Below are 21939 nucleotides of genomic sequence, written 5' to 3'. Positions count from 1 at the left end.
AAGTTGATGCTAGGCTTTCTTTTGCTAAGCAGGATATTATATTTTTTTACTCAAAAAATTCAATTTTCCTGTGTCCTTTAATACATACTGATAAAATATATTTTCAGGCCTCAGATGATCTGAAAAAATATCAGGAATACTGCTGGATTGATATTTTTAGAATGAAGGATTGAAGATTTGTTTCTTAAACAGATTAGCTTGCAGATGTTTGGCATGAATGACACAGCCCATAATAAACCTGAAAATAAAGCCACTAATGAAAATACAACTTTCCTTTGAATACCAATTATTTGAAAATGACCAGCAACTGGATGGAAATTTGCAAAAACTTCTAAAAGCATCGAAAGAAGCTATAAATCTTTCTTACGCGCCGTATTCGAAATTTCATGTGGGCGCAGCGCTTTTATTGTCAAATGGTGAGATTGTAAAAGGAAGCAATCAGGAAAACGCATCTTTCCCGGCCGGAATTTGCGCTGAACGTGTAGCGTTGTCGGCTGCATCTTCTTTCTTTCCAAACGAAAAAATTGTGGCGGTTGCAATTTCATATCACAATAGCGCCGACGATAGTTCGACCGAAAATATTTTATCTCCATGCGGGATTTGCAGACAAAGTCTACTTGAAGCCACGCAGCGTCAGCAAAGTCATATTGAAGTTATTCTGAGCAATCCACAGGGGAAAATTATCCTTCTCGAAAGTGCAGATAACCTGCTTCCTCTGGCGTTTTCTTCTGATCATTTCTAAGTAAAAATTCAGAGTAAAAAGCCTGTCCAGTTCTGAACAAGAATGTCCGGTTCTGAACGTTTTTGTTTCTTCTAATTTTTGTAAATATCTGATTACCAAATTGGCATAATTTTGTTCGGTAGGGCTGCGTATTTCGATCGATCAATAAAATTGCTATACCTATGTTTAAGAACTACTTCAAAATTGCGTGGCGAAATCTTATCAAAAACAAGACTTTCAGCCTGATCAATATTCTTGGACTTTCATTGGGTATGGCGTGCAGCCTGCTGATCATGCTTTGGGTGCAGGACGAGTTGAAAATGGACAGGTTCCATGCCAACGACAGCCGTCTTTTCTACGTCATGGAAAACCAGCATTATTCCGGAGCTATTAATACATATGCATCAACACCGGCGATCCTGGCTGAAAATATTACAAAGGACATTCCTGAAATAGAAAAAGCAAGTCAGCTGCTTTGGGAAACTCAGCCTGTTTTTAAAGTCGGCGATAATTTTGATAACGAAAAAGGACGTTATGTGCAGGGGGATTTTTTAAGTATGTTCTCTTTTGGGTTAAGTGAAGGAGATCCCAAAACAGCGCTTAATCGTCCGGATGGCGTAGTTATTTCAAAAAAGCTTGCGGATAAATATTTTAAAGGCGTCGATCCGATGGGCAAAACCATCCGGATTGATAATAAAGAAGACAAGATCGTCACCGGAATACTGGAAGAAATTCCATCCAATTCTTCCATGAAGTTTGATTTTCTGATGAATTTTGACCGGTGGAAGAAAGACCAGAAATGGGCGCAGGAATGGGGAAACAATGGTCCGCAGTGCATTGTATTATTGTCAAAAAACGCGTCGGCGGATAAAGTTTCTGAAAAAATCAGAGGGTATGTCAAGACAAAAAATAAAGGCAGTAATGTTGAGCTTTTCCTTATCAATTATGGCAATACTTATCTGTATTCAAAATGGGAAGCGGGAAAACAAAATGGCGGAAGGATTGAATATGTGCGTCTTTTTACGATTGTTGCGATTTTTATACTTGTCATTGCCTGTATCAATTTTATGAATCTGGCCACTGCCCGGTCTGTGAAAAGAGCTAAGGAAGTGGGTCTGCGTAAGGTGGTTGGAGCTTACCGGACAAGCCTGATAGGCCAGTTCATGGGCGAATCAGTTATGATCACTTTTCTGGCGCTTATTTTTGCCATGATAATCGTGCTGGCTATGCTTTCTTCTTTCAATGAATTGACTGAGAAGAGTTTACGTTTTGATATAACAAGCCCTTACCTGCTGTTTCTTCTGCTTGGTTTAACGGTCGTCACAGGAATCATCGCAGGCAGTTATCCGGCCTTGTTTATGTCATCACTCAATCCTGTATCGGTATTAAAAGGTGCACTGAAATTTAAACCAAGCGCTGCTTATTTTCGCCAAGGACTTGTTGTTTTCCAGTTTGGATTATCGATCCTGCTAATTTTATCAATGATCGTTGTCTACCGCCAGATTCAGTATATTCAGACAAAAAACCTTGGCTTTGAGCGGGAAAATCTGATGTACATATCGGACATCGATAAAAGTATGGAGAAAAATTTCGCTTCATTCAAACAGGTGCTCGAAAATGAGCCAGGTATCAAATCAGTTTCCCTTTCACAGGCAAACCCATTAAATTATGGAAGTTCAACCATGGGTGTGACCTGGCCAGGCAAGGACACCACTCAGGAGCTTTTGTTCAATGTTAATCCCGCGGGTTACGACTTTATCAAAACGATGGGTATCAAACTGGTAGACGGACGGGATTTTAGTCCATCTTATGGTACTGATTCAACAAATTATTTGGTAAATGAGGCAGCCGCTAAAAAGATAGGGTATAAAGATCCGGTTGGAAAGGAGCTTACGCTTTGGGGCAAGAAAGGAAAAATAATCGGGTTGATGAAGGATTTTCATATTGGATCGCTGCATGTGGCTATCGAGCCCTTGATCGTTGGCCTTCAATCTAAAAATGAAACTTACGGCGCGGCCATAATCCGGACTCAGGCCGGACAAACGAAGCAAGCCATAGCAAGCCTTGAAGAAGTATTTAAAAGATTTAACCCGGCTTTCCCGCTCAAATATCAGTTTGCCGACCAGGAGTTCGGCAAGCAATACAAGTCTGAAAAAGTCGTAAGCCGGCTGTCAGGTTACTTTGCTTTTCTGGCCATTTTTATTTCATGCCTTGGTTTATTCGGACTGGCCGCATTCACGGCCGAACAGCGGACAAAAGAAATTGGTGTCCGGAAAGTTTTGGGTGCAAGTGTCCCTAATCTGGTAGGAATGCTCTCGGCAGATTTTGTCAAGCTGGTTGCGATAGCAGCATTAATTGCTTTTCCAATTTCCTGGTATTTTCTAAAAAACTGGCTTGAAAAATACGCCTACCGAATTGAGATGGAGTGGTGGTATTTTGTAGTCGCGGGTATCGCTGCTCTCGTTATTGCCCTGATCACTGTAAGCTTTCAGGCTGTCAAAGCTGCATTCATGAATCCTGTCAAAAGTTTAAAAAGTGAATAACCTTCGAATAAATCAGTAAATGATATCTTAATTTCTTTGAGTTAGAATATTAACGAAAAGACAGATCACCGATTTTTAAAAAACCGGTGATCTGTCTTTTCGTTTGCTTCGTAGGTATGTTGTGACCAGGTGGTAATTAACCAGGGCACAGCGAAACACATTTAATAATTCATTAACATTTATCGCGACTGCTGTTCATGTTGAGAAGCTAATTTCGTATTCCCTTTAAGAAGCGAAAGATGCATTTTCTAGTTTGGCAAAACAGGCGTGATAGTATTTTGTTTTTTAAGCTGTTGATTACCCTGTTGTTATGGGAATCGGCGATCTCATTAAATTGTTTGGCTCAAAATTCTAAAAGCATTTTATTTTCTTCTGAAATGAAAATGACGGAGGCAGGAGCGTTTACGGTGATCACTTATAATATCGCCGGTTTGCCGGAATTTATTTCCAGTGCGGTTACTAAAAGATCTTCGAGTATTGCTGAAATAGGAGAGAAGTTGAACGGCTTTGATATAGCGCACGTTCAGGAGGATTTTAACTACAATAAATACCTTTATAATTCAGGAAATAAGCATCCATTCCGGACAAAAAACAAAGGAAAAGTACCTTTTGGAGATGGATTGAATACACTTTCAAGATTTCCCGTTCACGATTTGCAGAGAATTCGCTGGAAGGATTGCAGCGGAACGGATTGTCTGACACCCAAAGGATTTTCGTTCAGCAGGATTGAAGTTGCGAAAGATGTCTTCATCGACTTTTACAACGTACACGCCAACGCCTGGAATCATAATTCAGCATCTGCGGCAAGACGGAAAAACATTACACAGTTATCTGATTTCATCAAGCTGAATTCTTCTGAAAACGCTGTCATTGTAATGGGTGATCTTAATGCCCGTTATTGTTTTTTCAATGATAATATCAGTTTGCTCAATACTGAAAACGGGCTTACCGATGTCTGGGTTTCTGAAAAAAATGAAGGAAAGTTTCCTGATCTGTTAAAAGATTTTCCCTCGGAAGATATTCTATCCATTACCGATTCCTGTGAAACGGTAGACAAAATTCTATTTAAAAGCAGTAAGGATCTTGATCTTAAAGTGACAGATTACAAATTTGAGAATCTTCTTTTTTCCAATAAAGAAGGATTACCTCTTTCAGACCATATTCCTGTAAGCGCCAGATTCCACTGGAATATCCACCGTAATGTCAGAAAAGGTATTGAGACGATACTTACCAAAAACGAAAAGTAACTTTCCGTTTTTGGTAAGATGTAAGCGTCGAATCACGCTGTTACTTTCCTGTACTTGTCACGTTTCCGTTCCCTAATAATCCGTGGTAGTAAGCCATATAATAGGGCAGCAAAAAGAAAGTTCCTTCATGCTCGTCGTGCCCGTCACCCTCGGAAGCAAGTAAGGCAAAACCATCTCGGTCCTGACGCACATGGCCGCGCTCGTCAACTGGTAAGGCGTAACCATCTGTCCGCCAACCAGTATTTTCATTTTGTAAAGGTGAAGAGTCAAAAACGACATCCAGGCGATGTGTATTATCCATCGTATAACCGATCAGATCCAGCGGGATTTTTTGAAGGTTTTCAAGAATGAAATCCGGGTTATTACTGGCTTTGTACATGCTTTTAACCACTTTTGGAGCATAAAGCCGATTTTCTGGAAACAGGTTTTTGTTATCGAAAAATTTCTGGTCTGCAAGTGCTGTGAAACGGTTTGCCAATGATGCGTAAATCGCATCCCAAAATGCATTTTTCTGCTTACTTATATGCTGCCAGGCAATTTCCAACGACTGACGGTACATTAATAAAAGCGAAGGATCTGTCTCGTAATTAATCAATCCGTACATACTCATCAGACAAAGATTGTTGTCCCAAGGCACCACATTTTCCGGTGGAAAAAACTCTTTCGGATGCATCGCGTTGATATGATAATTGTATTTATCACGAAGGATTTTTGCTTCCATATCATACTTTACATCGCCTGTTACGTGTTTGGCCACATTTAAAAATGAGAGCATGATCATGGAATTAAGACCGCGCTGATCATATCCATAAACAGAATTGAAATATTCAGGCGAAAAATCACCCCAGCGAGTTACTTTTCCGTCATGATCGACAAGCTTATAACCGTGACGAATCATATGATCCATGATATCACCTACAACTTCCCTGACTTCTTTTTTCTCTTCTTCCGTTTTCGCCACCAGATCATAATAAATTCCGTAAAAAAAGAAATGCCCTGCGAGCTCGTCAGAACTGGTATCACACTTCCACATAAATTTGCCGTCCTTGCTTTTTGGAAAACGCGGATAAATACTTTTCCACATCGGATCCTTCTGCTGGTGTCTAAGATTAGCTTCCTGACTATAAATTTCGTTGACAGGCTCATGCCAGTCGACAGGAATAATAACGCGCGCAGGAAAACCTTTTTCATGTGTGATATCAACAAGCCATTTGCAGGCTTTAAAACTTCTTTCTGCCAAGGCTTTCGCTTCCAGATCACCGGTTGCGGCATATCGAAATGCATTTGCCGCACCATACATGGACGTGTACATACCATCATTATCAGAAATCGCAACTTCGGAAGACGCCGGATTGAACTGTTCTTTTAGGTGACTGGGCGCCACAAAACCCATCCGGTTGTGTTTCTCTTCAACCTGTTTGGTCAAGATTTTCGCCTTGTCTTCCAGTGAAATTTCAGCCGGAACAATCTGGCTTATTCCATTATTCGTGGCAATCCAAACTGTTCCGTCTGCCTGCACAGCAATGTCATTTACAAAATCATCCGGCATCCAGCGGCGGCTAAAACGGTATTTGAAATAATCATTTTTTACCTGGATAGCTCCTTTTTCTGTTCCAAACCATACAATTCCATCCGGCCCGGCAGCAGCGCAGGTAAATTTATTATAGGGCAATCCTTCTTTTCCGGTAAACAGTTTCCAGGATTTCCCATCCAGATAAGCGACACCTTCGTCTGCTCCGATCCAAAGTCTGCCTTTTGAATCAATGACCAGTGCGGACACATTTTTTAAAGACCAGTCGTATTTATCACTTTCCGGGAAGATTCTCTCCGGTTTTTTTCCGTTGCTTACAAAGTAAAGTCCCTCATCACAGCCATACATATGACCACCTTTATAAACCACGGAAGAAAGTACTTTTCTGCCCGGGATTGTTGGTGACTTTTGAAGGGATTTGAATTCGGAATTTTTCCCTGTTATCCATTTTCCATTTTGAAACTGAACTTTCTGTTTCAGGATTTCGGCGACAGGAAGTCCGTTTTGAAAATATATCTTATCAACCTTTCCTTCCGGCAATCCGTCCTTTACAGAATGGATGGTTACAATTTCCTGGATGAATTTTTGATCACCGATGGATTGTGCCGATAAATAAAACGGAGTGAGGAGCAACCAAAAAAATATAAATCTCATGCAACAAGCGGTTATAACATTGCCAACTTTGACAATCAACAGCATTATTACTTCTCTGGCCGGTAAAGAGACTATGAATTATTTTTTATTAGAAGCTTCCAGTATTGGACGCGGGTCAAAAATGACTTTGAGTGAGCTGATTTTTCCATATTTCAGGTGATACCAGCCGCTGGTTAATGCTGTTGCACTACCCATATCTACATCATAAAACAAACAAACATCGTTTCCGTCACTGAAAACTTTATGGACTTTATACTTGAATTTCATTTTTTCCATGTCCTTGAAATAAGCGTCGGCGCCGTCTCTTTTCCCAAGAACGCCGTCAAAAGTCAGGTCGTGATTAACCAGTTTTCTTGCGGCTTCAAAATCTTCATCGTTCAAAGCTTTTATGTAGGCCAGCACAACTTCTCTGGCTTTGTTATCTGATGTTTTATGTTGATTTTCCATACGGTTGAAAATTAATTTTTCTAAGTTTTATTCAATATGGTTTGTTGAAAACTCAGAAAAAATTATGCCGTAAGAGACTGGAATTCAATCAAAATTATCTTCCCAAAGAAATCAAATTTGAAAAAATACGGTAAGCACCCGGAACGCCAGCCGGTAATTGTCTGAACCAGCTCATGGTTGTATAGACGTAATTTCCTTTACCATATTTGGCAATCAAAATTCCGCCATCAAGTTTCTCACTGCCCGGATCGTTGCAGGAAATCACGGTTTCATACTTCTCTGACCAGCTTTCAGGTTGGTATAAGCTGCGTTCCTGCACCCAGCCGTCAAAATCTTTTTGTGTTATTTTGTTGGGATAATTCAGCGCCTGGCAATCAGGTTTTATAAACCGAACTTCTGCGCCTTCCACTGTTACCCGTTTGCTGGAAACCTTGAAAGGGTAGGGCCCGAAATTCTGCATCAAAAGTCCCTGATCCGAATTATACTGAACAATCAGATTGCCGCCGTTCTCCACATAATGAAGCAAAACGGGGTTAATCACTTTTAATCTTTCTACAATATTATAAGCCTTTACGCCGATAACTACCGCGTCGTATTTTTGGAGTTTTTCGTCCGAAATATCGCTGTCCTCCAATAAAACAACATTGTAGCCAATCTGTTGAAGGCTCGCCGGAACAAGATCACCTGCACCTTTGATATAACCGATCAATCCGTTTGTTTTGCTAATGGTAACCTTTACAACCTTGGCTTTTGCCTGCGGAAAATAAACCTGAGATGGTATGTGGTTATAACTTATTTGGCCAAGACTTCGGTCATAGGTTTTATCTTCAAAACTGGCCTCGGCAATAATTTCACCTTCACTGGCTTCTTTTGGCGGAAAAAGCTGGAAATCTGCACATTGCTCGGCTCCTTTTGTTTTGAGATTATACGCAAAAGAAGAAGGAGTAACCCGCCAGCCTTCCGGAATTTTCAATCTCACATTTCCTGAAACATTATCTTTCCCGGCTTTGATCACCACATTTACTTTCTTATCGATCTGTTTGTCAAATAAATAAACCTTTTCACTAACCGAAACATAAACCGGCGGCGTAATCACAACGGGCTGATAAACTTCACCTAATATCGGATCTGTTTTTTGATAAATTACAGGAATTTTATAGGAAACTGAATGACCGGAAATTTCCAGATTAAAGGTCAGTTCAGCAACCGGCCTGTTTTCGGGCACACCCCTTTCCTGTTGTTTGTCAATTACAAAAAGGCCAGGACCAACATCTTTTTTCAACCAGTAAGGCTGGGAATAATCTGCTTTCTGAGGAATTTCAACGAATTCAGAAAGTGTGAAATCCTGGTTGTGAGCCAGTTCTGAATTGATAATCGAATCTTTTTTATCAAACGGAAAACTTATTTTCTTAATAGTAACCGGGATCGAAGACCGGTTGATCGCTTCAACCTGAAATTGCATTTTCTGACCGGGCGTGTAAGAATTGTCTGATGAGGTTACCTGAATAAATAACCCGAGCGCATCCTGGATTACTTTGTTCAGATCTTTTAGTTTGGTCTGTTTCCAGTAACCATCAGGTAATTTTTCAAGCGCGTTTTTTATGGTCAAAAGTTGAGGAACAACCAGTGACGGATTGGTAAGTTTGAAAGAATCTTCTGCTTTTGAAATCAGTCTGCTAATTTCCTGCGCTCCCTTGACACGCGTCCAATTGGTAGAAATGCCATCCATTAAATCATGTGAGGCTTTTACACCCTTCACATGCGCGAAATATTCTGTCAGGCTTCCACGAAAACCTACCGTTCCAAATCCCTGGCTTCTGTGCAAGCTGCGACTTTCTGCGGCAATTTCTCCGTAAGATTTTCCAAGCAAAGGATTAAATCCGCCAACATCCAGTTTGATATATTCCTGCGCTTCTTTTTCATCAACTTTATCCCTTCTCTGATTCCACCACATACCAGCATTCCAAACCAGTCTTTTTGCTTTCCAGACTTGAACAAATTGTAATTGTTCAGGAAATCTGGCCGGATCTCCGGCAGCTTCAAAAGCTTCTTCAACAAGAATGGCTGAGGCGATATGCTGACCATGGCCAGCTCTTTCATCAGGCGGAAAACGGCTGATGATCAGATCCGGTTTGAATTTACGGATCACCCAGACTGCATCAGAAAGTATCTTTTCTTTATCCCATATCGTGAAAACCTCTTCTGCGCTTTTTGAAAAACCAAAGTCAACGGCGCGGGAAAAAAACTGTTGTCCGCCGTCAATTTTTCTCGCCTGCAAAAGTTCCTGAGTTCTTAGTATGCCAAGATTCTCCTTCATTTCACTGCCAATCATATTCTGTCCGCCGTCACCGCGCGTCAGGGAAAAATAGGCTGTGTTATAAAGTTTTTCATTGGCCATGTAAGCAATGAGCGTGGGATTTTCATCATCCGGATGCGCTCCGAAATAAAGAACATTACCAAGCACATTGAGTTTTTGTATGCTTTGCAGAATTTTGGATGATGAAGGTTTATATAATGCCTGTGCGTGCAGCTGGATGGGAGTCATAATCTTTATTAGTAAAAATCCTGTTAGCAAAAATCTTTTCATACCTGGTTGCATAAGTTTCGCATATTTTTTCAGCATGAGCCGGTCTGCCCGGGTTTATACAAAGCGGAAGAAATGTATTTCCCGCTTTCAAGTGCAATATAGTCAATTTGATTTGCAGTCTATAAAGTTAATAGGATAAGTATATAAATTAATCAAATAAAAATCCCGGAGTACCATTTCATTAAATGAAACAGCACTCCGGGATTTAATATTTGATTATTTCGAATTTTACCAGCCTTTAATCTGGCCTCCTTTGAATTCAATTTCAGCTACTTTTGCTACTTCGTCAGACTGGTATGCCTTAACGAATTTTTTAATTTTTTCCTGATCTTTATTGTCCTCCCGGGTTACAATCAAATTCACATAAGGCGAATCGCTGTCTTCAACCATAATGCCATCACGTTTGGCAGTCAGACCGATCTGACCGGCAAAAGTATTGTTGATAATGGCAATAACGACTTCTTTATCGTCCAAAGACCTTGGAAGCTGCGGAGCTTCGAGTTCAAGAATTTTTAGCGATTTTGGGTTTTCCACGATGTCCGTAACTTTTGGAAGTAAACCAACGCCATCTTTCAATTTCAAAAGACCGTATTTCTGCAAAAGCAGCAGCGAGCGTCCGCCGTTTGTCGGATCGTTAGGTATGATGATCGTACTCTCAGGTTTTAACTCTGAAATGTTTTTGATTTTTTTGGAGTACGCAGCAATCGGATAGATGAAGGTTTTTCCAACTATGGCCAGTTTGTAGCCGCGCTGCCTGGCTTGTTCATCCAGATATGGTTTGTGCTGAAATGCATTTGCATCAATGTCGCCCTGGTTCAACGCTTCGTTTGGCATAACGTAATCTGTAAATGCAACAAGCTCAACTTCCAGGTTGTATTTTTCTTTGGCAACTTTTTGCGCAGCCTGCGCTACCTTAAATTCCGGACCGGCAGAAACACCCACTTTTATAAAATTCGGATCATCCTTTTTAGAATTCCCAGCGCAACCAAAAAGTGAGATCGAAGCTGCTATTGATAAAATGAGAGAAAGGTTTTTCAATTTTAAAAGCATAAATTTTTATTTAAAGTATTGTTAATGAGTTTTATATCAATGCTACTAATCTTATCTATGATCTACACTTTTTGAAATCCTGTCTCCTGAAAACTGAATCAGGAAAACCAGTAAAACAAGCAGGATCAGTACCGTATTCATGATCACCGCATCATATCCGATATAACCATATTGATACCCGATCTGTCCCAAACCACCGGCACCCACAGCGCCGCCCATGGCAGAATATCCCACGAGTGTAATTAATGTAATGGATGCAGTATTGATCAAAGAAGGAAGTGCTTCCGGCAGTAAAACCTTCCAAACTATCTGAAAAGGTGTTGCACCCATGGCTCTGGCCGCTTCAATAAGTCCGGACGGAACTTCGATCAAGCTGTTCTCCACCATTCTGGCAATAAATGGAGCTGCCCCGATACTCAGCGGAACAAGCGCAGCACTTACACCAATAGAAGTCCCAACCAATGCCCGGGTGAAAGGTATCATCCAGACAATTAGTATTATAAATGGGATCGAACGGAAAATATTTACAATAACCGAAAGTACCCGGTTGAATATTTTATGCTCTAAAACCTGTCCTTTTCGTGTCAAAAAGAGAAGAATTCCGACAGGCAGACCCATGGCAAAACCAAAAAATCCTGAAACGAAAGTCATCACCACTGTTTCCAGCGTTCCTTGCAGTACCAGGGTTGTCAATGAATCATACATAACCTACAATTTCTACAATAATGTGTTTATCAATAAAATAATTAATCGCCTCCTGGCAGTTTTTCGCGTTTCCGGAAAGCTCGATCAGTATCACACCAAAACTTGCTTCACCTGCCTGATCCATTTGTGCGGTAATAATTTTGGTATCCACATCAAATAATCTTGCAGCTTGGGACAAAATGGGCTCATCAACAGATTTTCCGGTTAATTCCAGTTTCAAAAGCGGATGATGATTTTTTAAACTGGTATGTTCCAACCTGTTTTTATACAAAACCGGTACTTCAATATTTAAAGATGAAGCGATAAATTCTTTGGCAAGTTCAGTTTTGGGATGAAGGAAAATATCTCCGACGGAGCCCTGTTCGATCAGTTTTCCATTGCTGATCACAGCCACTGAATCACAAATGGATTTCACCACATTCATTTCATGTGTGATAAGCAAAATCGTAATGCCGAGCCGCTGATTGATATCCTTTAATAAATTCAATATGGATTTTGTCGTTGCGGGATCCAGCGCGCTTGTGGCCTCATCGCAAAGTAATACTTTTGGATTACTGGCTAATGTTCTTGCAATGGCTACTCGTTGTTTTTGTCCGCCGGATAAATTGGCAGGATAATCGTCCGCTTTTTCAAGAAGTCCAACCAGTTTCAATAAATCGAAAACTCTTTCCTTGATCTTGTCTTTGGGCATGCCGTCCAGTTCGAGCGGGAAAGCAATATTTTCAGAAACGGTTCTGGAAGAAAGTAAGTTGAAGTGCTGGAAAATCATTCCGATATGCCTTCTCTCTTTGGCAAGCTGCGAAGAAGAAAGATTCGTAAGATTAACGCCATCTACAATAATTTCTCCCGAAGTGGGTTTTTCAAGCAAATTCACACAACGGATCAGGGTACTTTTGCCAGCCCCCGAAGTTCCTATAACACCAAAAATCTTTCCGGCCTCAACGATTAAGGAAACGTTGGAAAGCGCATCAATCTGTTTGTCTTTTTGATAAAAAGTTTTGGTAACATTCCTTAATTCTATCATTTCTATTTTGCGGCAGGTGAGTGCAATAATCCGTGCAATTTAAGCAAACTTAATTCCGAAATATAAAAACTGCTTAATTACTATATTAAATAAGTAGACTATGTTTTTTGCTTATTAATAAAACACCGGAAAATTATATTTTCTTCGTTAATTGCTCTTGTGAAAATTTACAACTTCTCTAAAATCAAACAAATTACCAGGTGTCTGGTGGTATGAATCCAGAATACTCTTTAAAACTCTACTGACTTTATAGAGTAAATAAATTTCTTCCCATATCTTTGTCTTACGCTTAACCAGCGAATGATTAAAACCACCTTGATTAGCTTGATGATTTTACCGGAACAAAATCCGGGAATTTTCCTGCGCGCCCGGTTTATTGCTCAGTACTGATTTGTCAGGTCTAATCAAAACCAAGGAATGAAAAAAATAGTTATATCCGCGTTTGCCTTAATTCTTTCACTGAATTTTTCTTGCAGTAAAAAGACTTCTGACGAACCCTCTGAAAAGGAGTTGACCAGAATTCATGATTCTGTGGTAACGATTGATACGCATATTGACATTCGTGATGATTTTGATGCCAAAGGAAATGACGCCGGAGCAGAAACTGCCGATCAGATTGATTTGGCGAAACTCGAAAAAGGACAACTGGACGTGGCCGCATTGGCACTTTTTGCAGATCCGCTAAGAAGAACACCCGAAAATATAGCTTTGGCCAGAAAACAGGTTGATGCCAAACTGGCTGTGATTGAAGATTTTGTCAACAAACATCCGGACAAACTGGAATTTATTAGATCATCACAGGACATTGAAAAAACCGTAAAAGAGAAAAAGCACGGGATTTTGTTAAGTTTTCTGAATGCACTTTCGCTTGGAAAGGATACCTCCCTGATTGAGCATTATTACAAGCACGGCGTCCGGCTTTTTGGTTTTTCACACGCTGGCAATAACGACTGGACGGATTCTTCAAGGCCGAATGAAAGTTTTGGTGATAAACCTGATGAAGCCGGCGGGTTAACGGCAACTGGTAAGCAGGCCGTACCCATTTTAAACAGGCTCGGTATAATCATTGACGTTTCGCAGCTTACTACCAAAGCGCTTAACCAAACCTTGGAACTTAGTAAAGCCCCGGTGATCGCTTCACATTCCGGACTAAAAAGTGTTGTGGATAATACCCGGAATCTTTCGGATGATGAATTAAAAGCAATTGCAGCCAAAGGCGGCGTGGTTCATATTGTTGCTTTTGCTGCGTATTTGAAGGATACGGCCGCATTCAAGGAAGATTATCAAAAGAAAATTTTTGAACCGCTCGGACTCGTAGCCGGGAAAGATAATCCGAAAGAAAAACTGGATTCGGCCGGTTACGCAAGATATAAAGCGGCATATCTGGATTTTTCAAGAAACGAATGGAAGTATGCAACACTTTCGGAATACATCAATTCGGTGGACCGTGCTGTAAAACTAATCGGAATCAATCACGTGGGTTTCAGCTCAGATTTTAATCATGGCGGCGGGGTCAAAGGTTATGCAAATGTGGGAGAGGGGCTGAATATTACCAGGGAATTGATCAAACGGGGCTATTCAGAAGAAGATATTAAAAAACTCTGGGGAGGGAATTTTATCAGAGTTTTTAAAGAAGTTGAAAAAAATGCCGGGAAGAAATTATCACCGGAAGTAGCAAAAAATTAATTGACAGTTACAAACCTTCATCATAAAAAACAGACGTATGAGCACTTACCAGATCAGTCTAATTTATCCTAATACGATCAGTCTTTACAGAATAACTTCACTTGTCGAATCTGTAAGTGGTACAAGAATCCAGCACCTGAATTTCACAAGCCAGGGAAAAGATTTGGTAGGGACATTGATTGTTGAAACATCTGACAGAATCGGATTTGACTCCGTAGTAAGACTAATGCGTGCAAGCAAAGGATTGCTTTCCGTTGTTGAAAAACAAAATGTTGCCTGAATTTTAAATCATTGAAAAAACCGCTCAGGAATCCGGATTATAAGTTTCTTTCATAAAATACAGACAAATCACAAATGCCAAAGCAGCCACGGCACTTAAAAACAAAAATGCGATTTTAAATGAAAAAACATTGGCAATATAACCTGCGGCCACGTTACTGAAAGACGCGCCAAGCCCGACAGCTGTGATCAGAATTCCGTTGGCAAGATTGAAATGACCTGATCCTTTTGTAAGATCGGCTATAATAAGTATACTGACTACGCCGAAAATACCGGCGGAAATGCCGTCGAGAACCTGCACGGAAGTGATAAAAAATGGATTCGCGCTAAAAGTATATAACAAACCGCGGATTGGTAAAATTGCAAAACAGACAAGCATGAGCCATTTTCTTCCATCAACAGCTTTTCTGCTGCACCAGGCGGCTGTTGGTACCATAAATAATTGGGCTATAACGATACAGGCTGACATGTAAACTGACGCGTCAACTTTATTTTCTGATACAATATATTGGCCCGCCATGGGCAGCATAGCCGCATTGGCAAAATGGTATAAAACGCAGCAAACCGTGAAAATAATGAATAGAGGCTGACGCAGTACTTCCGCTGAATCACCTGAATTTTCGGATTCATCTTTCGCCAGACTACCCCTGGAAAGTTTATAATCAATCTCATCGTTATCAATAAGTTGCAAACAAATAACGCTGACAATTGATAGTACCAGAGTAAAAATAAATATTCCCTTCAAACCAATATAATAGCCAATTAAACCGGAAATCAACGCGGACGATACATTTCCGCTGTGATTGAACATTTCATTCCGGCCGGTTCTGGCTTCCAGTTTTTTGTATCCCACCAGTCCGAGGGTCATGGCTGCTACGGATGGGCCTACGAATGTTGCCGCTATACCCACAATCACCTGACTGACAATAACAACCGAATAATCTGGTTTGATAAGGATCAGTAATGTTCCAAAACCAATCAATAAACTGGCTATGGCCAGAATTATTTTTTTGTTTTTAAAGCGGTCAGTGAAAGCGCCGGCGGGTGTTTGGACAACAACGCCCGCAAAAGTAGCAATGGAGGAAACGATGCCAATATCTTTCAGATTCCAGTGATGAACTGAAAGTAAATAAATACCCAGAAACGGACCGATTCCGTCCCTGACATCGGCCAGGGAAAAGTTGATATAATCCAGTCCCCTCAGAGACCGGGATTTTAGCTGACTCATCATCCTTTAAAAATAAAGTAAACGGCTCCAACCAAAAGCGCAAAGCCAATCAGGTGATTTTTAGTGAACTGCATATTTTTAAATACAACCACAGAAAAAATCATGAAGATGATGAGCGTAATTACTTCCTGAATAATTTTGAGCTGCACCAGAGAAAACGGTCCGCCCATTTCAGAAGAACCGATCCTGTTGGCCGGAACCTGAAAGCAGTATTCGAAAAATGCCAGTCCCCAGCTGAGCAGAACAATGGCCCATAACGGTGTGGTACCGTGGGCACCATCTTTACTGAAAAATTTTAAATGCCCGTACCAGGCAAGTGTCATGAAAGCGTTGGAAAGAATCAACAATCCGATCGTGTAAATGTATTTCATCATCGTAATTTTTAAATGAACAAAGCAACAATTATGCCGCTAAATACATTTAAAAACTACACGTAAGTTGCATTATCAATGAAAAGTTTGTTGAAATTTCTACACTATTATTCCTGGGAGTTTTAAAAGTTGTGAATTAGATTTTGAATGGAATTATCACTTTCACACTGAAATTTCTTCCCATATTAAAAACACCCATTCTGCCGGTGACATTATTTACAGCCGTGTATTTGAGCCGGCTCAAATGATTCTGGTAAGCGACGTCAGTGATGTTATTTGCCGATAAAAAGATACTCAGAAATGTTCTTTGTTTGCTAACCAGATCACCACCCAGTCCGGCGTTCAATAAACCGTAACCTGCTGTTTTTGTCTCCGTGTTAAAACCTGTAAAGGGATGGTTTTGAGCAAAGGTATTGTCCAGTTCAAGTTTCAGATAAGCGTTGCGGAGTTTTTTATTGTTTTTGCCAAATTCTGCTTTTATCGTATTGATCAATCTTCCGGAAGGAATCAGCGGGAGATTTTTGCTGCCGTCCTGCGCCTGGCTAAGCGTCGCTCTTACATAAGAAAACATGCTTTGGATATGCAGCCAGTCGAGCGGGTGGGGATGTATATCGATGCTGATTTCACCGCCGTAAAGATTTGCTTTGTTCTGGGCGTATTGGTAGGCGATCAACTTTTCGGTTCCGTCTAAAACAATCGAATCTGAGCCTGAGCCGGATACCAGTTTTCGGTAATAAATGAAATTGCTGATCGAATTATAAAAAGCGTAGGCCGAAAGCGTCAGGTGCGAAGTAGACATTTCAATGCCGCCATCCAGTTGCAGACTGGTTTCTGATTTCAGGTTTTGCTGACCGTGCACATAACGGTTTGTTCCTTCGTGCGCGCCATTACTTGCCAGTTCAGGAATATTGGGAGCGCGAAATCCTCTGGCGATATTGAATTTCAAAGTAGCCGCTTTTGACAAAGCATAACTCAAACCTGCGCTGGCAGATACGTTGGAGAAATTCCGCTTGAAGGATTCGAATTTTAGCGCTTCGTCCAAGAATAATGCGTTACTGTTCAGGAATCTGGCATCAAAACGGATTCCACCGCTGATCGTTAATTTGTCAATTCTTTTTTGGGTGTAGAAAAAAACGCCTGCGTCGAAAAGAGAATATTCAGGGATCAAAGCTTCAACGCCCTTATTGCGGTTTGTCTGCTGCATTCCGTTAATTCCAACCGAGTTTTTCCAACCGTTATTTTCAGAAAAATGGTACCGGATATTGTAATTTATCGTGCTCAGATCAAAATAAAGGGCTTTTTCTCCCGGATCCAGGACATTACCAAATTCCTGACGGCGGTTGCGCTGATAGGCAATTGTAGCGGCCAGACGGTTATTGCCAAGATAAAAACTGTTATCGGTGGCCAGTTTAAAATGTTTGATTTTTTGGTAGGGAATGACAGGATCCGAAGTATTAAAATCTTTTGAATTAACCGTAACCTCTTCCTCGGTCCCATTATTGTTAACGAGTTTTGTAAATTTTCCGGTAGCCTCGTCGCGGTCGCCCTCAATCAATCCGACAGTCTGATCGAAACGTGTCAGATACAAATGAGTGAATCCCCAGCTTTTATTTAGCCCGATATAAGTACCAAAGTTTTTCTCGTTGAAATTGGAATTAAAAACCTTTCCGTCGTATTTATTTTTATAATCATCAGCCGCTTTATAGGTGCCATTCAGGCCCCAGACCAGGCCATTTTTGTTTCCATTTACTTCCCCATGCACACCACGCAAATTATTATTTGACTGGTAAGTAGTCAAAATGCTTCCGCTGGTTTCTCCTTCCGCCGCTGTTTCGATGGATGTAAAGTTGATTACGCCGGCCAGCGCATCACTTCCATACATAATCGAGGCTGGCCCTTTTAGAACTTCCGCCCGGCTTATGCTGTATTCGTCAATTTCAACACCGTGCTCATCACCCCACTGCTGTCCTTCCTGTCTGATTCCATCATTGACTACCACGAGACGATTGTATCCAAGTCCGCGGATAATAGGTTTGGAAATAGCAGCTCCCGTTGAAACCTGGGAAACGCCAGGAATTTTTGTTAATGCATCAATAATATTGGTTGAAGTTCCACGGTTAAGATCTTGTTTTTTGATAATAGTAACCGGAATTGGCGTTCTTTTAACAGAAGTGGCCGAAGAAACGCCTGTGATCGTCACGGCTTCCGCTTCCACTGCTGTTGGTGAAAGGGTGAAATCTTTTGTCATATTTCCTTTCAATTCAATCGTTTCCAAAATTGAGCTGAAACCGACAAAAGTAATTTCGATCAGATATTTTCCTTCCGGCAGATTTTTGAAAGCATATATTCCCTGGGCATTTGTTGTTCCACCGATTTTCAGGTCGGGAAAAATAACGGATGCGCCCGGAAGCACCTCTCCGTTTTCGGTATTAGTGATTTTTCCGCTCAGAATATTTTTAACATTTTCAGCCTGTGGTAAACTGTTGTCCAACTTAACCTGAGCGCCCACATTTAAACTAAATATGATTCCTGCAATAAGAAATAGAACTTTCAGTAAATCAGACTTCATATTTTATATTTTAGTGAGTTTTGAAGTTAAATTACACAAATTATTCAAAGATTACCGCTCTGGCCTGGGATCAACTATCACTTGGAAAGCGAATAATTGAATTGATACTTTGGGGGCTAACACGTGAAAATATGTGGAAATACTATGCTGTTTTGTCGGCGATTTTTGCAGCTTTGACTGCTATTTTAGCTAAAATCGGAATCAAGGGAATGAATGGGAACGTCGCAACGGCAGTCCGTACGGTTGTTGTGGTTTTTATTGCCTGGGGCATTATTCTTGCCAGCGGGGAGATCAGGGAGGTTAAATTACTGAATAGAAATAATCTTATTTTCCTTGTACTTTCCGGTGTTGCCACCGGACTTTCCTGGATCTTCTATTTTAAAGCGCTGGAAACCGGAAATGTGTCCAAAGTTGCTCCTATTGATAAGTTAAGCGTTGCGATCGCTATGGGGCTGGCTTTTCTTATTTTAAAAGAACCGATCGACTTAAAAACACTGATAGGAGGATTGCTGATCTTGGCAGGAACCATTGTGATTATCTTGTAGCGACCGTTACTAATCCTGATAATTTAACAATTATCAAAATATATTTGTATCAAGCTGGTGACACTTTTTAACTTTTTATTTATCCATATTAAATCAAAAAAACTGCATGAAATTCTATTGCCTTTTTATACTTCTGTTTACCGTATTTCCAGTGTTTTCCCAGGTAACTACGCCATCGAAAATCAATGCTTCTGATCTTGACTATCGTAAAGATGGGGATAACTACTTGTTAGTGATCAAACGCGGACAACCACTTATTGCAAGTTTGACGGCTTTTATGGAAAAGGAAAAATTGCCGGGCGCCAGTATTTCCGGAATTGGTGCGGTTCAAAATGTAGAGGTGGCCTATTACGATCTGAATGAAAAAAAGTACAAGTATAAAAAGTTTGAGCCATCCATGGAGGTGCTTTCATTGAGTGGAAACCTTGGATATTTTGAAAACAAGCCAATCGTTCACGCGCATATCGCCCTGGGCGGATCGGATTTCAACGTACACGGCGGACACGTGAAAGAGGCGGAAGTATCACTGATTCTGGAAATCTTTATCACGCCAACTACAAAACCAATCACCAGAGAATGGAATAAAGATCTTCCTGAACTTCGGACGATGACAACAGTTCGTGAACAGTAATGGCGTTCACGCAAAGCAGATAAGATTTCGCAAAGTGCGCCAACAGAAATCCTGGCGCACTTTTCTTTTTTTTCTTTTTTACTTTTTGTAAAATCTTTACTTATATAAATTTAACCATAACGACGCTCTTAATCCCAGATTACTGCCAGACGGTGTATTGACAATGTTTCTGAAATCATACACATAGAAGGGAGAAAGCTGGGCCAAAATTCTTGATTTTCTGTATTGAAGACCTGCGCCAAACATCAGATTGTGGAAGAAATTAGGCTTGGCATCGGTCTCAAAAGTATTTCTTCGCTTAGACTTATTCAGATAACTTTCAAAGTCAACCTGCTGATAGGCTGTCAGATCCAGGCTCGTTCCCGACTGCACAAACAGCGATATATTCTTTTTTAGAGGAATATAATATTTAAGGCTGACTGGCATACTGATCACAGAAGTATTAATTGAAATATCCTCGATTTTGTCAAATTTGGAAGGGAGATAACTGCGGTATTGCACCAGAAAGAGTTTACCGGTAGCAGAATTATAATCCCTGAGCGCTTTATGATTTTCAGCTTCCAGCGTTGATGCCTGAATGCCAATAGAAATTCCCAGGTTTTCAGTAGGGAAGAATTCAACCACAGGGCCGATGCCGTAACTGTGGGGAGAAAGCAAACTTTCCATGCCCAGACGTGGCTGTAAAGAAGAAAGTCTAAAGGACGGTCTTTTGGGTTTAATAACGGGTGATTTTGATTTTTTAGCTGATAGTGAATCTACAAGGGCAGCCAGAACTTTGTAATTGTAAGCCTGAATGGCCCGGTTAGAATCCAGCAAAGTTGCAAAGCGGTCTTCATCGGTTATAATATCTGATGTATCAGAAACAGTACTTGTTTCGGTTTGCGAAGCAAATGAAATCGGGCCTTTTTCTAAAACCTTAATTTCAACTGTTTCCTGCTGATTTTCTGACGCGGCTTTTTTAGTAAGTAAAGTTTCTTTATCCTGATTGGTGCCGTTTATTTCTGAATTTGCTGGTGATGTGGTAAGGAAAGCTTCCGTAGTATTTTTTCGATCCGGATCTTTTTCATTTTTCGCTGATCTGTTTTTTGCATCAGGTGGCATATCGTAAAAATGTCTGTGCTCGATAATGGTTTTTTTGACAATGTAAACCGTATCGGTAACAGGTTTTTTTGCCGTGCTGACCTGGTCGGGCGGTACCGGTCCTTTTACAGCATTATTTTCATAAGCCATATTTCTGCCCGGGGTATTACTTAATTGCCTGATCAGCTCCTGATTTTCTCTTAATGAATAAAGTGTGGTAAACCATCCGGCCAGCATCATGGCAGCCAGCGCCCAGCCTCCATACTGCTGTACCCAGGGCAGAAAACCAACAGCGGGCAGTTTTTTACTGAACCGGTCCCAGGCGCCCGGCCGGTATTCCGGCCGTACAGATTCCAGATTCTTTTTTATCAGTTTATCGAAACGTTCACTAGACATAGTTTCGTGTGTTTATAGATCCGTTTGAGACCCAGTTAATGAGTAGTTCCTGTAATTTAATTCTGGCTTTGGCCAGATTGGAACGGGAAGTTCCTTCGTTGATCCCAAGCATTCCGGCAATTTCGGCATGCGAATAGCCATCAACAACGTGTAAAGAAAAAGCTGTGCGGTAGGATGGAGGTAGAAGCTGAACAACTGTCAGTATTTCTTCAGCTGATAACCGCTCAATAAGTCCCTCATCCTGACCAATATCATATGCCTCCTCAATATCAGCAAATGTTACTTCTGACTTGTTCTTGCGGTAGTGGTCAATAGCAGATCTGATGATTACAGTTCTAAACCAGGCATCAAAAGGCTGGTCCGGATCGTAATAACCTATTTTGTTTAAAACTCTAAGAAAGCCGTCATCAAACATTTCTTCTGCCTCTTCCCTGTTGTCGGCGTAACGCATGCAAATATTGATGCCAAAGCTGTAATAGGCTTCAAACAACTGTTTCTGTGCGGCTGGTTTCTGGTTGCGGCATCCTTCCAGTATTTCCGTCAACGGTAAGGTTTTGGATCTTCTAAAAAGCACAGATTCGTCAATAAGTAAGTTCCATTCTTTTCTACGTAAAAAAGCAACTGTCTCGTTGCCTGACAAAGATA

Annotated in this window: 18 protein-coding genes; 7 read left to right on the top strand and 11 right to left on the bottom strand. The window is 40.8% G+C overall.

What is annotated here, in order from left to right:
* Nucleotides 1-256: 256 nt before the first annotated feature.
* The 3 genes from IEE83_RS18675 (at nucleotide 257) to IEE83_RS18665 (ending at nucleotide 4511) form a co-directional block, all read left to right on the top strand.
* Nucleotides 257-742 (top strand): cytidine deaminase, encoded by a 486-nt coding sequence (locus tag IEE83_RS18675; protein WP_194122031.1) that lies wholly within the window; start codon nucleotides 257-259, stop codon nucleotides 740-742.
* A gap of 161 nt (nucleotides 743-903) precedes the next feature.
* The gene (locus tag IEE83_RS18670) at nucleotides 904-3264 is read left to right on the top strand and encodes an ABC transporter permease (protein WP_194122030.1); all 2361 of its coding nucleotides are present in this window, start codon (nucleotides 904-906) and stop codon (nucleotides 3262-3264) included.
* 377 nt (nucleotides 3265-3641) lie between these two features.
* On the top strand, nucleotides 3642-4511 hold the full coding sequence (locus tag IEE83_RS18665) for an exonuclease/endonuclease/phosphatase family protein (protein ID WP_194122029.1): 870 nt from the start codon (nucleotides 3642-3644) through the stop codon (nucleotides 4509-4511).
* Between the two features lie 40 nt (nucleotides 4512-4551).
* On the opposite strand, the gene IEE83_RS18660 is transcribed toward IEE83_RS18665, so the two are convergent.
* The 6 genes from IEE83_RS18660 to metN form a co-directional block, all read right to left on the bottom strand.
* The gene (locus IEE83_RS18660) at nucleotides 4552-6696 is read right to left on the bottom strand and encodes a hypothetical protein (RefSeq protein ID WP_194122028.1); all 2145 of its coding nucleotides are present in this window, start codon (nucleotides 6694-6696) and stop codon (nucleotides 4552-4554) included.
* Between the two features lie 78 nt (nucleotides 6697-6774).
* Complete coding sequence (locus IEE83_RS18655; protein WP_194122027.1) at nucleotides 6775-7143, bottom strand: nuclear transport factor 2 family protein; 369 nt, start codon at nucleotides 7141-7143, stop codon at nucleotides 6775-6777.
* 94 nt (nucleotides 7144-7237) lie between these two features.
* Complete coding sequence (locus IEE83_RS18650) at nucleotides 7238-9688, bottom strand: PIG-L family deacetylase (protein ID WP_228101873.1); 2451 nt, start codon at nucleotides 9686-9688, stop codon at nucleotides 7238-7240.
* Nucleotides 9689-9958: 270 nt separating this feature from the next.
* On the bottom strand, nucleotides 9959-10780 hold the full coding sequence (gene metQ, locus IEE83_RS18645; protein ID WP_194122025.1) for a methionine ABC transporter substrate-binding lipoprotein MetQ: 822 nt from the start codon (nucleotides 10778-10780) through the stop codon (nucleotides 9959-9961).
* A gap of 51 nt (nucleotides 10781-10831) precedes the next feature.
* Nucleotides 10832-11485 carry a methionine ABC transporter permease MetI gene (gene metI, locus IEE83_RS18640; protein WP_194122024.1) on the bottom strand — a complete coding sequence of 218 codons (654 nt, stop codon included), beginning with the start codon at nucleotides 11483-11485 and terminating at the stop codon, nucleotides 10832-10834.
* Nucleotides 11478-12509 (bottom strand): methionine ABC transporter ATP-binding protein MetN, encoded by a 1032-nt coding sequence (metN, locus tag IEE83_RS18635; protein ID WP_194122023.1) that lies wholly within the window; start codon nucleotides 12507-12509, stop codon nucleotides 11478-11480. Before metN ends, metI begins: the two co-directional genes overlap by 8 nt.
* A 417-nt stretch (nucleotides 12510-12926) precedes the next feature.
* On the opposite strand from metN, the gene IEE83_RS18630 reads away from it, so the two are divergent.
* The gene (locus tag IEE83_RS18630) at nucleotides 12927-14195 is read left to right on the top strand and encodes a dipeptidase (protein ID WP_194122022.1); all 1269 of its coding nucleotides are present in this window, start codon (nucleotides 12927-12929) and stop codon (nucleotides 14193-14195) included.
* Between the two features lie 37 nt (nucleotides 14196-14232).
* Complete coding sequence (locus IEE83_RS18625) at nucleotides 14233-14475, top strand: hypothetical protein (protein WP_194122021.1); 243 nt, start codon at nucleotides 14233-14235, stop codon at nucleotides 14473-14475.
* A 24-nt stretch (nucleotides 14476-14499) separates the two neighbouring features.
* Here IEE83_RS18625 and IEE83_RS18620 read toward each other — a convergent pair whose 3' ends face one another.
* From IEE83_RS18620 to IEE83_RS18610, 3 genes are all read right to left on the bottom strand, one after another.
* Nucleotides 14500-15705, bottom strand: a complete 1206-nt coding sequence (locus IEE83_RS18620) for an MFS transporter (RefSeq protein WP_194122020.1) — start codon at nucleotides 15703-15705, stop codon at nucleotides 14500-14502.
* On the bottom strand, nucleotides 15702-16073 hold the full coding sequence (locus IEE83_RS18615; RefSeq protein ID WP_194123464.1) for a DMT family protein: 372 nt from the start codon (nucleotides 16071-16073) through the stop codon (nucleotides 15702-15704). The genes IEE83_RS18620 and IEE83_RS18615 overlap by 4 nt, the downstream gene beginning before the upstream one ends.
* A gap of 136 nt (nucleotides 16074-16209) precedes the next feature.
* The gene (locus IEE83_RS18610) at nucleotides 16210-18642 is read right to left on the bottom strand and encodes a TonB-dependent receptor (protein WP_194122019.1); all 2433 of its coding nucleotides are present in this window, start codon (nucleotides 18640-18642) and stop codon (nucleotides 16210-16212) included.
* 20 nt (nucleotides 18643-18662) lie between these two features.
* Between IEE83_RS18610 and IEE83_RS18605 the strand changes: the two genes are divergently transcribed.
* Entirely contained in the window at nucleotides 18663-19187 is a 525-nt protein-coding gene (locus IEE83_RS18605) for an EamA family transporter (protein ID WP_228101872.1), read from the top strand.
* A 106-nt stretch (nucleotides 19188-19293) separates the two neighbouring features.
* On the top strand, nucleotides 19294-19818 hold the full coding sequence (locus tag IEE83_RS18600; protein ID WP_194122017.1) for a PPC domain-containing DNA-binding protein: 525 nt from the start codon (nucleotides 19294-19296) through the stop codon (nucleotides 19816-19818).
* Between the two features lie 96 nt (nucleotides 19819-19914).
* Here the strand turns inward: IEE83_RS18600 and IEE83_RS18595 are convergent, their stop codons facing one another.
* On the bottom strand, nucleotides 19915-21294 hold the full coding sequence (locus IEE83_RS18595) for a porin family protein (RefSeq protein WP_194122016.1): 1380 nt from the start codon (nucleotides 21292-21294) through the stop codon (nucleotides 19915-19917).
* A complete protein-coding gene (locus IEE83_RS18590) occupies nucleotides 21287-21934 on the bottom strand; it encodes an RNA polymerase sigma factor (RefSeq protein WP_228101871.1) in 648 nt (215 codons plus the stop codon). Before IEE83_RS18590 ends, IEE83_RS18595 begins: the two co-directional genes overlap by 8 nt.
* Nucleotides 21935-21939: the final 5 nt, after the last annotated feature.

Source organism: Dyadobacter subterraneus (assembly GCF_015221875.1).
GTDB lineage: Bacteria > Bacteroidota > Bacteroidia > Cytophagales > Spirosomataceae > Dyadobacter > Dyadobacter subterraneus.
This window is presented reverse-complemented; position numbering and strand designations above follow the sequence as displayed.